The following is a 12,959-nucleotide window of genomic DNA, read 5'->3' on the forward strand; positions in this document are numbered from 1 at the left end:
TGCTCGCAGTGGACTGGCGCACGGATCATATGGTCACCAAGGTGATGCATGAGGACGCCATCGATCTCGCGAACATCGCGCAGCGCTATGCGGCACTGGAAGAAGAAGCCGTTGCCAATCTCGAACGCGATGGTATTGCTGCCTCGCAGATCCGGTTGGTGCGTGAGGCAGACCTTCGCTACGCCGGGCAGTCGATGGAGGTGCGGGTCACCGCGCCTGCAGGACCGATGGACGCGGCGTTCCTTGCGGGTCTCACCGGCGCATTCCACGCTGCGCATAGGAAGACCTTCGGCTACGATTATGCCGGCCAACAGAAGATCGAACTGGTCAATCTCTGCGTCTCCGGTTTCGGTGTAATCGATCGGCCGCAAATGCCGAAGCTCACCGTAGGTGACGGCAAGTTTGCCCCGAAGAGCACACGTCCAGTCTACTTCGACACCGGTTTCGTCGATACGCCGCTCTATGATCGGGCGACGCTACCGCCCGGCGCGAAGATTGCCGGTCCGGCCGTCATCGAGGAGTTCGGCTCCACGACGATGGTGTTCCCCAAACAATACGTCGAGGTCGATCCGCACGGCATTCTCGTGATCCGTCCGGTGTCGTCGAAGGAGGCGATGTGATGAACCAGCATAGCAGGCATCCCTGGCCCACTGCGCCCGCGCGTGACGTTGTCCATGTCGACCCGATCGTGTTGCAGATCGTCGAAGGCACGCTGAATTCCATCGAGGCGGAAATCGAATATGCCATCGAGCGCACCGCGCGCTCGCCGATGATCCGCGAGGCGCACGACTATCGCGTCGGCCTGTTCGACCGTTATTGTCGCAAGCTGACCGGGCGTTCCTATTCGGCGATGCCGAATGCAGTCGTTCGTGACTTCCCGCCGGAAACCATGAAGCCCGGCGACGTGTTCCTGATGAACGACACCTATCTGACCGAGGGCTCGATCGGCCATCTGCCAGATCTCTGCAGTACGGTGCCGGTGTTCCACGAAGGCATCGTGGTCGCCTATATCCAGGCATTCGGCCATCACGACGACGTCGGCGGCAAGGTGCCTGGCTCGATGCCCGGCACGGCGGCCACGGTATTCGAGGAAGGCATGGCGATTCCGCCGGTGAAGATCTACAGCGAGGGCGTCAAGAACGATGCCGTCTTCACCATCATCAAGCGCAACACCCGCGTGCCGGAAATGCTTTCCGCGGATCTGGACAGCGAGGTGCAGGCCTGCCTGATGGGCGCGCGCCGCATGCAGGGATTGTTCGAGCGTTTTGGCAAGGACCAGGTCGAGGCCTGTTTTCAGGCCATCTTGGACAAGTGCCGCGACATCTACCGCAACGAGTTGTTGCGCAAGATCGCGGATGGCGAATATGCGTGGGAGGACTATGTCGAACACGATGGTCTGACTGATCCCAAGCTGCACAAGATCGCGATCAAGATGACGAAGAAGGCCGGCAAGATTGTGCTGGACTTCAATGGCACCGATCCGCAATCCACCGGCCCGATCAACTGGCCGACCGACTACGCCGATGGTGCCTTCCTGATCAAATGGATCGCGCCGATCCTGCGGAATCTCGCCGACACACCGGAGCGTGCCGCGGAAATTCACGTCAATGAAGGCGTGTGCGACGTGTTCGAGATCGTCTTTCCGCCGAAGGGCACGCTGATCACGCCGGAATGGCCAGCGGCGACCAATGCGCGCTCATTCGTGCTGCTACGTAGCCTCGGGCTGCTGGCCGGCGTGGTGGCAAAGGCGGTCGATGGACGGATGCCGGCGGATCAGGAGACCATCCGCTATACCGGTTTCTACGGCAACGACGCCGACGGCAAGCCCTTCCTGTCGCGCGAGGTGCTCGGTGGCGGGTCCGGGGGCCGTTATTATGCCGACGGCAATGACGCGATCCATATCGTGCCGGACTCCCGTAACCAACCAGCCGAATTCACCGAGACCCGGTTTCCGGTAATGGTGGAGAAACTGGCGCTGTCGACCGATTCCGGTGGCGCCGGCTTGCGGCGCGGCGGGCAGGGTTATGAGAAACACTATCGTGCGCTGGTGGATTGCCGCACCATCGTCACCGCAGATCGCGTCCGCCTGGGCTGCTACGGGCTGAAAGGTGGCAAGGCGGGCGAGCCGTTCTGCGTCACGGTGGACACCGAAGGCGAAGCCCGCAAGCTCGGGGGACTGGTCGATGGCGCCGAGGTGAAGAAGGGCCAGGTCGTGCAGGTGGTCACCACAGGCGGCGGCGGCTGGGGCGACCCGTTGACGCGAGAACTGGCGCTGGTGCTGCGCGACGTCATCGAAGGGCGGGTCTCGGTCGCCGCGGCGGGGCGGGATTATGGTGTGGTTTTCACAGCGGCTAGCACGGACGAACCGGTGATCAACGAAGCCGCGACTGCGGCAAAGCGTGCGGCGCTGGCCAAGGCGCGGCCAGGCGATCTGCCTATGATCGATCGCGGTGAAGGTTACGAAAAGATGCTGCGCGGAGAATTTCGGTCCCGGATGTAGCGGCGACAAAAGCAGCCGCTGAATCCGTTCATGCGGCACGAGTCTTGCTCTGAAATGAGGCAGCCGCCACATCGGGCGTGAACGTTCAAGGCGAGAGGGCTCGCCATGCTGGTAACAGGAGTTGCACGTATGAAGTCGCTGGCTCGTTTGACATTTGCCTTGGCCGTCGCAGCTACCCTGACCGGTTTTTGCACTGGACGCACGTCGGCGCAGGACAAGGTTGCGGTAGGCGTGTTCCCGCTGAGTTCGTCCCTGCCGTATTTTGTGGCGCTGGAGAAGGGGTTCTTCAAGGAGCAGAATATCGAACCGGAAATGACCAAGCTGATGGGCGGTCCGGCCAATGTCGCGGCGATGATTACCGGCCAGATCGAGGTCTCCGCAGTGCTCGTCACGCTCGAGGGTCTCAACGCCAATATCAAGAAGCCCGGCGTTGCGATGTATATCGCCTTGAACAGCCAGACCCCTGAATTCAAGATGGAGCAATTCGTCGTTCGCAACGGCGTGAAGGCAGACAAGATTGCCGACCTTAAGGGCATGAAGTTGATGTCGGCGCCGGGGCCGGCCAATCTCAACACTGCCAAGGGTATTCTTGCCAAGAATGGGCTGAAGGACGGCGACTATACCATCGATCAGCTCGACATGAGCCAGCATGTCAATGCAATGACCGCGGGCACGTTCGATGGCGGCTACACGCTGGAACCGAATGCGTCGATGATGATCAAGGCTGGCGTCGCGCGGACGCTGGAGGCCGGTGTGATCTCGAAATACATTCTCGGGAATCCAAAAGCCGACGCCTATGCAGCCGGCTGTGCCATCACCAGCGACTTCATCCAGAAGCGGCCAGAGGTGGCGAAGCGCTTCGCTATGGCCTGGAGTAAGGCCGTAGACTACATCAACAAGAACCCGGATGACGCGCGTAAATATCTCGCCAAGAACACGTTCACGCCGGATAATGTCGTCGATATGGTCTCGATGCTCGGTTACACGATGGCCAAGGACATGACGCCGACGCAGATCGCCGATCTGCAGAAACTGTCGGACTTCGGCACTTCGATCGGAGTCGTGCCGGAGAAGCTCGACGTCACCAAATATATCTACAAAATTTTGAAGCAGGCGTGATCGTGATGCATCCCGCTGCAAGCATGGAGCTGTCTGCCAACGCGCGGGCCGCGGCGACGCGGACCGCGCCGCATGTGACGATCCGCGGCCTCAGCAAGCGGTTCGCGGACGCCGCGATCTACGACAATTTCGATTTCGATATTCCGCGCGGCAAGCTGATGTCGGTGTTCGGTCCGAACGGTTGCGGCAAGAGCACGCTGATCAACATGATCGCCGGGCTGTTTCCCGCCGACAAGGGCGAGATCCTGTTCGATGGCCAGCCGCTCAACAAGATCAAGTTCGGTTATGTATTCCAGAACTACCGCGAGGCGGTGTTTCCCTGGCTGAGCGCCTTCGACAATATCGCCTATCCCCTGAAGGTAATGGGCGTGCCGAAGAAGGAGCGCAATCTCAAGGTCGAGAAGATCGTTGCCAGTCTGAACGTCAAGATCGACCTCAACCTGTATCCCTATCAGATGTCCGGCGGCCAGCAACAGTTGGTCTCGATCATGCGCGCTCTGGTGGTCGACCCTGAGATCCTGTTCCTCGACGAACCGTTCTCGGCGCTGGATTACGAGATGACGTTGTTCATGCGTGAGCAATTGCAGCGCGTGTTCGTCGAGACCCATACCACGACCGTCTTGGTCTCCCACGATCTAGAGGAGGCAGTCTATTTGTCCGACCGCATCCTGTTGCTGTCGCGGCATCCGGCACGACCGGTCGAATTCGTACATTACGATGCGCCGCGCCCACGTACCGACAAGACCATGACCGAGGGGGAGTTCATCAGCACCAAGGCGCATTGCCTCGAGATCTTCCAGCGCGAAGTGCGGAAGGGCTGACGAACCGATGAACTGGAAGCGCCTGGAAGTCCTGCTGCCACTCGTCGGCGTGGTTGTGCTGCTGGCCGTCTGGTCGGTCGTGACGTGGCTGCGGATCGTCGATCCCGTCCTGCTGCCGTCGCCGGCTGCGACATTCAAGGCGCTGTGGACCGGCATGTTTCACGGCAAGCTTGGTGTCGATTTTGTCAAAACGGTCGAGCGCACGATCTACTCGACGATCATTGCTGCGATCGTCGCCATCCCGCTCGGCATTCTGCTCGGGTCTTCCGAGCGGCTTTATCGTTCGGTTGAATTTCTGATCGACTTCTTTCGCTCCACGCCAGCATCGGCCATGTTTCCGCTGTTCCTGGTTCTATTCGGCGTGGGCGATCGCACGAAAATCTTCGTTGCCTCATTCGGCGCAGCGTTGGTCATCCTGTTCAATGTCGCCTATGGCGTTATGAATGCGCGCAAGACCCGCATCCTCGCCGCGAGGGTGATGGGTGCTTCGCGCTTGCGGGTGTTGTGGGACGTTATGTTGCTGGAATCGATGCCGGCCACATTCGTGGGCTTGCGTAACGGCGTGTCGCTGGCGCTGGTCATCGTCGTCGTTGCCGAGATGTTCATCGGCTCGGTCGATGGCCTTGGCCAGCGTGTGTTTGAGGCGCAGCAGATGTTCGAAATGCCGGACATGTACGCCGCCATCTTCGCTGCCGGCGCTCTGGGTTATGGGCTCAATCTTCTTTTCCTGACCATCGAACGCCGCTTCGTGCACTGGTCGGGAAAATAGCCAGCTTAACCGTTGTCATCGCCCTTGGTCGGAGGCCCGCGATGACGAATGGGAAACCGCATGACTGACGAATTCACGCGCAAATCCGCCGTCGAACTCGCGTCGCTGATTGCGAGCAGGTCGGTCAGCCCCGTCGAGGTGCTGGATGCGCATCTGGATGTCATCGCGCGCGTCAACCCGAAGCTCAATGCCATTGTCACTTTGGCCGATGCGAGCGCACGGGCTGCGGCTAAAAATGCCGAGGCAGCGGTGATGCGCGGCGATCGCCTTGGCGCGCTGCACGGGCTGCCCGTGGTGATCAAGGACATCACGCCGACGGCTGGCATTCGCACCACATATGGTTCGCCGCGGTTCAAAGATCATGTCCCTGCGGAGGATGCTGAAGTCGTGCGGCGGCTGAAAGCCGCTGGCGCCATCATTCTAGGCAAGACCAACACGCCTGAATTCGCTGCTGGGGCCAATACCTTCAATGATGTATTTGGGGTCACGCGCAACCCATGGAATTCAGCGCTGAGCCCATCCGGCTCATCCGGTGGTTCGGCAGTCGCTGTTGCCACCGGGATGGCACCGCTGGCGCAGGGCACTGACTTTGGATGCTCGATCCGGATGCCGGCGTCGTTCAATGGTATCGTGGGTATTCGTCCGACACCGGGGCTGACCCCGAACTACCCGATGCCATTGGCTTGGGATCCCGGCCAGGTGCATGGCCCTTTGGCGCGCACGGCAGAAGACGCTGCCCTGATGCTGGATGCAATGACTGGCTTCAGCCGACGCTCGCCGATTTCGGTGGCGCCGCCATGGTCGAGCGCGTTCACGATCGTCGACACCGTTCAGGACTTGAAAGGGCTCCGCATCGCTTATGTCTCGGATATTTCCGGGATCGGCGTAGATAATGAGATCGATGTGATCTGCCGCGCCGCCACAATGTTGCTGCGAGATGTCGGTGCGACGGTCGAGGAAGTCCATTTTGATATGTCGGATGGCAAGGCTCCGTATCAGGCGTGGCGTGGGCTTTGGATGGTTGGTCAGCAATATGAAAATCTTGATCAACTCGAGGAGTTCGGCATGAACCTGAAGGAGAACGTAAAGGCCGGTCTGAAGATTACGCTGCTGGATTTGGCCGCGTCCGAGCAGAAGCGCATGGAGTTGTTCCTCGCCTTTGCAAGGTTCTTCGAAAATTTTGATCTCCTGATGACGCCTCAATCGCCGGTCAAACAGTTTCCGGTGAACATGAATTTTCCGACCGAGGTCAACGGCAGAACACTCGACAACTATACCGACTGGATTGCAGGATCATTCCTCGTCACCCTCATGAGCCTGCCAGCTGGATCGGCGCCTGCGGGACTCACGAGCGAAGGCCTGCCGACCGGCATTCGAGTCGTCGGCCCACGTTTCGAAGAACCGCTCATTCTGTCGGCGATGAAGTTCCTGCAGCTAGCCCATCCGATCGGTTGGCCGCCGCACTGATAGACATGCCGCCCATTTCATCGCGATGCGGTGATACGAACGCCCATGCTGCCTCGCCGGCAGGAGAGGATCGATGCGGTGACGTGAGCGCTGCAGCGATCCATTTCGATCTGTGTCTCAGTCTACTGTGCGAAGTTCGCTGCGATCCGCTGCTGCAGGTAATCGTGCGCGGAGATCGGGTCGTAGATCTTGCCTGGGCCCTGGATCATCGCATCCTTGTTCGCCTGGCAAAAGAACGGGAGAGAATAGCGCGGGCCGAGATATTCGTCGGCCTTGGGCATCCGCACGCGGTGCAGAGTCGAGAGGAGCCGGTCGTCGCTCCAGCGGCGTAGCATATCGCCAATATTGCAAGTGATGACGCCCGACGCCGGTTCAACATCGGTCCATTCCAATTCGGCGGATTCCTTGCCCGGGCACAGCTGCAGGCCACCCTGGCCAAGGCGTTGGTGCAGGAGCGTCAGGCAATCAAAGTCGGTATGGGCCCCGGCCCGCCAGCCGGTATAGTCCTCAGGCTTGGCATTCGTCATCGGCAAGTAATGCAGCAGTCGTAGAGTGCTCTGATATTCCGCGGATTGCGGATCGTGCGCTTCGGTGAAGAAGTCTGGCTTGAAGCCGAGTTTGAGTGCGAAGCACGACAACACCTTCATGCCGACCGCCCAATTGGCGTGCTCAAAGGCCAGCATTGCAGCCTTGAATCCGGGGATTTCGTGACCCGTCGGCCACAGCTGAGCCATCCGAGGCAGAGTGATTTGGTAGGATTCCTTATTGTCCGCAGTTCCCGTGGATGGGCGAACTTGGCTCTTGTACTCCCAGCCGGCATTGGTGCCTTTGCCGAGCGGGTACTTTGCCTTTACGTCCGAGGCGAGCGCAAAAAACTTCGCGGTCATATCGAAGGCCTCGTCGACCAGCTCTTGCGGAATGCCGTGATTGATCAGCTGGAAAAAGCCGATCTCCGTCGACGCAGCCCAGAGTTGGTCGGCAATCTCCTGCTTTCGAACTTTGAAACTGGCAAGGTCAATACGCGGGATGTCCCGGTGCTTGAGACCACCAACGCCGCCAAAGTTGGTTTCCTGGTTCAGTTCGTCGAGGGCGTACCCGACGTTGCTTTTTGTTGTCATGTCACACTCCATCATTGGCCAAGGTGCGAAACTGCAGAAGCGAGGCGTAATAACTTAAACAGCATGATGATGCCGTTTACGCGTGATTATCGCTGCTTCTCCCGTTGAGCGGGATCGCTGCAGATCTGACGGACTGTAAAATGGGCAGTAAAATTGCATCTTGCCGGCGCCAGAACGAAAACAACGATCTTTGCCGAGCAATGTCCCGAACCGCACTGGTTCTGACCGCTTCTACTCTGAGCGTAATTCACCAAGAAGCGTTCAACCCGGCAAGCCTATAGGTTGGGCAGTGCGCTGAAAAATTTCTCTGATACCTTTCGTTCCAACGTCATCCCGAAGCGGATTCATCAGCCTCAGCCTATCGTTGCTCCAGGGCTACGAGCTGCCGAGGATGGTGGGATATTCGAGCAGCGGGGGCCGAAAATTTCTGCGAAGCGTGCATCGGCGTAAATTAATATCAAGAGGTTAGAGAGGAAGCGGTTAAACTTGCATAGTCGATGACCGTTCCGGCGCAAAGCGGACATTCGCGAAGCCCACGAGGTCTGCTGAATGCGAATAGAGGCGTCATCGAAAACCGCTTCAGTGCGGGCAAGGCGCTTTGATGGTTGCTGTTTCTCGACCTTCTTGCATGATTGACGGGCGGTTCAAATAGCTTCGCGTAATGATATAATTTACGGTGAAAAGGCTAGGCGGCCGGGCGAATCTCGTTCAGGCTCTTCGTCAGGATTTCCGCAAATGTGGCAGCCGCAACCGGTAGCGTGCGACCGCGGAGTTGGCAGAGCACCAAATCGGCCGTGGGCACGTCGCGGGTATCGATCGGCCGGCCGATAAGACCCATGCCAAGCGTCCCGTTAGGCGCGCCGATCTCGATCTGAAACGAGATCAAGTCGCAGTGGAACACCAAGCCGCGCAGCATCTCGAAGGAATTGGATTCGGCGAGCATATTCAGTCGCAGATCGCGCCGCGTCGTGACTTCGTCAAGAATCTGGCGACCGCTCAGGGTACGATCCGGCAATGCAGCGGGGTACTCGACACAGTCCGACAGCCGCAAGACTTTCTTGGCCGCAAGCGGATGATCTGCCTTCATCACCACTACCAGCCGTTGCGGCACACTGTTGATGACGCGCAGCGACGGCCACATCGTCGGACGGTGCACCAAAGCCAGATCGACGTCATAGGCGGCAAGCGCCGCCATTGCGCGCTCGTGGTCCATTACCTTCAGATCGAATACGACTTTCGGGTGCTTCTTCTGGAACGCCGCGACACGCAGCGCCAGAAAATCGAGTGCCAAGGCCTGACTGCAGGCAATCTGGATCGGACCGCGCCTGAGACCGCGCAGGTCCTCGACCTGAGACTTCATGCGATCGGCATCGGCGATCTGACTCCGTGCATAGCGCACGAACATTTCGCCCGCGGTCGTGAGTTTCACGCCACGCGGACGGCGCTCGAACAAAGGCGTGCCGATTTCGGCCTCCAGATCCTGAATCCGACGGTTCATTGCCGAAGGCGTGAGATTGAGCAGTTCCGCCGCACGGCGTATCGAGCCGGTGCGGGCCACTTCAACCACATGGGTCAGCAATTTCAGGTGTCGCATGCGTTTTCCAGGTGAGGCCTTTTTTGCACCGCTTAAGCAAAAAGATAGCAGCAGATAAGCGCACTCGGATAGGCTTAACTTGTTCCTGAGGGCGGCCGCAGGCAGAGACACCCCACCGGCCGATCGTGTCACTCTTCTCAACAGGAACACACCGATGACCGGACGCCATGCATTTCGTGGATTGCAGACGCTTGCCCTGACACTGATCGTGACGGCCGGATCGTTTGTCGCCGCGCAGGCCGACACCAAGATCAAGATGGTCCTGAACTGGAAGTATGAAGGTCCGCAGGGCATGTTCTTCCTGGCGCAGGATCGCGGCTACTTCAAAGCTGAAGGCCTCGACGTCAGTTTCGACCAGGGTAACGGCTCTGGTGCGGCGGTGCCGCAGGTCGCCAACGGGGCCTATGACATGGGCTTCGGCGACATCAATGCGCTGATCGAACTTGCCGCCAGGAAGCCGGACGAAGCGCCGATCGGCGTCTACCAGATGTACAACCGCCCGCCCTTCACGGTGGCGGTGAAAGCCGACAGCCCAATCAAGACCCCCGCCGATTTCGTCGGACGAAAGCTGGGCGGTGCGGCCAACGACGGCGCGCTGAAGCTATTCCCGGCGCTCTGCGCGGCGACCAAGATCGACTGCAGCAAGGTCGAGGTGACCAACATGCAGCCGAATCTGCGCGAACAGATGCTGATGAAGGATCAGGTCGATGGCGTGTTCGGCTACATCACCACCATCCGTTTCAGCGCCAGGCTGATCGGCATCGATCCTGAAAAGGCGATTCGCTTCATCAAGTTCGGCGACTACGGCATGGATCTGTATTCCAACGCCATCATCGTCTCGCGCAAGTTTGCCAGGGAAAACCCCGACGCCGTGAAGGGCTTCCTCAAGGCGCTCAACCGTGGCGTCAAGGATGCGATGGCCGATCCGAAGGCCGCCATCGAGGCCGTGCAGAAGCGCGAACCGCTGATCAAGCCGGAGATCGAACGCGCGCGCCTGGAAGCCACGCTGTCCGACGAAATGACTTCGCCGGAAATTTCAAAGATCGGCCATGGCGACATCAACGACGCACGCATGAGCAAGGCGATCGATATCCTCGTCAGCGCCAAGGAGCTGCCACGCACGCCGAAGGTCGGCGACGTATTCGACCGCAGCTTCATGCCGCCGCTGGCCGATCGCCCAACGGCCATCAAGGCCGCGATGTAACGACGAACCGGCCCCTCAGCATCATCGCCTCCAATCTTCCTGCGCTCATGGCTTCTGGATTGCCGCGTCGCCTTTGCTCCTTGCAATGACGTGGAGGGGCCAGAGCAAACGACCCAAGAAAGACAGCACCATGAAACTCTCCCTCGAAAATCGCGTCGTCATGATCACAGGCCCCGCCAAGGGTATGGGCGCCTCCATCACCCACGCCTTTGCCGAACAAGGCTGCAAGCTGGCGCTGCTGGGCCGCGATATCTCGGCGATTGAGCCGGTTGCCGCCGAGGTGAAAGCCAAGGGCGGCGAGGTGATCGTCATTCCCTGCGATCTCACGAAGTCCGAGCAATGCGAGGCCGCAGCCGAGAAGACCAAGGCGGCGTTCGGTGGGCGCATCGACATTCTTGTCAATGTCGCCGGCGGCTCCGGCCCGATTGGCAAAACGGGGGTGCAGACCACGCCGGAGGAATTCGACGAGATCATCACGCTCAATATGAACGGTTGCTTCCACTCCATGCGCGCGGCGTTGCCGACCATGATCGATCAGCGCTACGGCAAGATCGTCAATGTCGGCGGCACTTTCGGCATGCGCGGCCGCGCCGGCCGCATGGCCTACTCGGCCTCGAAATGGGGTCTGCGCGGCATCACCAAGAGCTTCGCGCTCGAGGTCGGCCCGCACAACATCAACGTCAATTGCGTGGCGCCTGGCATGGTCGATGGCCCGCGCTTTCGCGACAAGGTCTGCCGCGACATGGCGCTGAAGCTCGGCATCACCGAACAAGAAGCCGCCGAGCGCCACGCCATGGACTACGCGCTGCGCCGCGTCACCGTCGATGCAGACGTCGCCAATGCCTGCCTGTTTCTGGCCAGCGACGTCTCGCGCCAGATTACCGGCGTCGACCTGCCGGTCGATGGCGGTTGGGCCATGCTGTGAGCGAGGGGGCTAACATGGGCGACAAGGTTGATTTGGTCATCAATGGCGGCACCATCGTATCGCCCGATGCAAGCTACAAGGCTAGCATCGCCATCAAGGATGGCGTGATCCACGCTATTGGCGCGCCGGAGGCGATGCCGCCGGCGACGCAGATACTCGACGCCACAGGCCTTCATATTCTGCCCGGCGCCATCGACGTGCACGTGCATTTCCGCGATCCCGGCTATCCGCAGAAGGAAGACTTTGCCAGCGGCACCGCCGCCGCGGCCTTTGGCGGCGTCACCACCGTGTTCGACATGCCCAACACGCTGCCGACCATCAACAATGCGGAAGCGCTGGCCGACAAGCACAAGATCGCTTCTGCCAAGGCCTATGTCGACTACGGGCTCTATGCGGTGCTGGGCGAAGACAGCATCGAACATGTCGACGCGCTGATCGATGGCGGCGTGATCGGCTTCAAGCTCTATATGGGCAACACTTTCGGCCGCATCCCCTCGCCGACCACCGGCGCGATGCTGGAAGCCTTCGAAGTGGTGGCCCCGACCGGCAAGCGCATCTCGCTGCATGCCGAGACCAATTCCATCATGGAGCGCCGCGAAGCACGGCTGCGTGCCAGCGGACGCATCGAATCGATCGCGCATCTGGCAGCACGGCCCGCCGTCGTCGCCGTCGAGGCCGTCGCTCGCGCGGCGATCCTCGCCGAATGGACGGGTGCGCGCATCCACGTGCTGCACATTTCCTCCGCTGCCGAATTGCAGCCGCTGGCCGAAGCCAAGGCGCGGGGCGTCGACATTACCGGCGAGACCTGCCCGCAATATCTGCTGCTGTCGGAGACCGATTACGGAAAATTCGGCGGCGTCGTGCGCGTCAATCCGCCGGTGCGCGAGAAGCCCAACCAGCAGCCGCTGTGGAACGCGCTGATGGATGGCACGATCGACATGATCGCCACCGACCATGCGCCACATGCACCGGACGAGAAGACCCGGCGGGACATCTGGACGGTCGACTGCGGCTTTCCCGGCGTCGAGACCCAGATGCCGCTGATGCTGACCGAGATCAACAAGGGCCGCGCCACCATCAACGACTACGTGCGCTGGAGCGCCGAGAGCCCCGCCAAAATCTGGGGCCTGTATCCACGCAAGGGTACGCTGACGGTGGGGTCCGATGCCGATATCGCCATCGTCGACCTCAAGCGCGAATGGACCGTCGACGACGCGATGATCCAGTCGCGCGCGAAGATTTCGCCGTGGCATGGCCGCAAGGCCTCGGCACTGCCGATCCATACCATCGTGCGCGGCCGCTTCGTGATGAAGGACCGGATCTTGCAAGAGGAAGCCCGCGGCACCGGGCAATCGGTGCATGCGATCCAGCAGATGCCGCCGGCGATGCCGGCCAACACCGACTCGACCATGGCCGCGATCACCTCCGTGCAGAAAGCCTGA

General features: G+C 60.2%; 12 protein-coding genes. 9 read left to right on the plus strand and 3 right to left on the minus strand.

Annotated elements, in window-relative coordinates; genetic code table 11:
* Positions 1–44 precede the first annotated feature (44 nt).
* The 5 genes from AB7828_RS24020 (at position 45) to AB7828_RS24040 (ending at position 5,209) form a co-directional block, all read left to right on the plus strand.
* On the plus strand, positions 45–620 hold the full coding sequence (locus AB7828_RS24020; protein WP_441232305.1) for a hypothetical protein: 576 nt from the start codon (positions 45–47) through the stop codon (positions 618–620).
* Positions 620–2,500, plus strand: a complete 1,881-nt coding sequence (locus AB7828_RS24025; protein WP_441231356.1) for a hydantoinase B/oxoprolinase family protein — start codon at positions 620–622, stop codon at positions 2,498–2,500. The genes AB7828_RS24020 and AB7828_RS24025 overlap by 1 nt, the downstream gene beginning before the upstream one ends.
* Positions 2,501–2,629: 129 nt before the next feature.
* Positions 2,630–3,619: an ABC transporter substrate-binding protein gene (locus AB7828_RS24030; protein ID WP_441231357.1), complete on the plus strand. Its 990-nt coding sequence runs from the start codon at positions 2,630–2,632 to the stop codon at positions 3,617–3,619.
* A 5-nt stretch (positions 3,620–3,624) separates the two neighbouring features.
* Positions 3,625–4,440, plus strand: a complete 816-nt coding sequence (locus AB7828_RS24035; RefSeq protein ID WP_441231358.1) for an ABC transporter ATP-binding protein — start codon at positions 3,625–3,627, stop codon at positions 4,438–4,440.
* Between the two features lie 7 nt (positions 4,441–4,447).
* A complete protein-coding gene (locus AB7828_RS24040; RefSeq protein WP_441231359.1) occupies positions 4,448–5,209 on the plus strand; it encodes an ABC transporter permease in 762 nt (253 codons plus the stop codon).
* Positions 5,210–5,224: 15 nt separating this feature from the next.
* Here AB7828_RS24040 and AB7828_RS24045 read toward each other — a convergent pair whose 3' ends face one another.
* Positions 5,225–5,491 (minus strand): hypothetical protein, encoded by a 267-nt coding sequence (locus AB7828_RS24045; protein WP_441232362.1) that lies wholly within the window; start codon positions 5,489–5,491, stop codon positions 5,225–5,227.
* Here AB7828_RS24045 and AB7828_RS24050 point away from each other — a divergent pair.
* Positions 5,402–6,676, plus strand: coding sequence for an amidase (locus tag AB7828_RS24050; protein WP_441232306.1), 1,275 nt, complete (start codon positions 5,402–5,404; stop codon positions 6,674–6,676). The two genes, AB7828_RS24045 and AB7828_RS24050, sit on opposite strands and share 90 nt — an antisense overlap.
* Positions 6,677–6,798: 122 nt before the next feature.
* On the opposite strand, the gene AB7828_RS24055 is transcribed toward AB7828_RS24050, so the two are convergent.
* Positions 6,799–7,794 carry an isopenicillin N synthase family dioxygenase gene (locus tag AB7828_RS24055; protein WP_441231360.1) on the minus strand — a complete coding sequence of 332 codons (996 nt, stop codon included), beginning with the start codon at positions 7,792–7,794 and terminating at the stop codon, positions 6,799–6,801.
* 685 nt (positions 7,795–8,479) lie between these two features.
* Positions 8,480–9,520 (minus strand): LysR family transcriptional regulator, encoded by a 1,041-nt coding sequence (locus AB7828_RS24060; RefSeq protein WP_441231361.1) that lies wholly within the window; start codon positions 9,518–9,520, stop codon positions 8,480–8,482.
* Positions 9,521–9,542: 22 nt separating this feature from the next.
* On the opposite strand from AB7828_RS24060, the gene AB7828_RS24065 reads away from it, so the two are divergent.
* From AB7828_RS24065 to allB, 3 genes are all read left to right on the plus strand, one after another.
* Positions 9,543–10,592, plus strand: coding sequence for an ABC transporter substrate-binding protein (locus AB7828_RS24065; protein WP_441231362.1), 1,050 nt, complete (start codon positions 9,543–9,545; stop codon positions 10,590–10,592).
* A gap of 130 nt (positions 10,593–10,722) precedes the next feature.
* Complete coding sequence (locus tag AB7828_RS24070; RefSeq protein WP_441231363.1) at positions 10,723–11,517, plus strand: SDR family NAD(P)-dependent oxidoreductase; 795 nt, start codon at positions 10,723–10,725, stop codon at positions 11,515–11,517.
* A 14-nt stretch (positions 11,518–11,531) separates the two neighbouring features.
* Positions 11,532–12,959, plus strand: coding sequence for an allantoinase AllB (allB, locus tag AB7828_RS24075; protein WP_441231364.1), 1,428 nt, complete (start codon positions 11,532–11,534; stop codon positions 12,957–12,959).

The organism is Tardiphaga sp. 215_C5_N2_1, assembly GCF_052076055.1.
Classification (GTDB): Bacteria; Pseudomonadota; Alphaproteobacteria; order Rhizobiales; family Xanthobacteraceae; genus Tardiphaga; species Tardiphaga robiniae.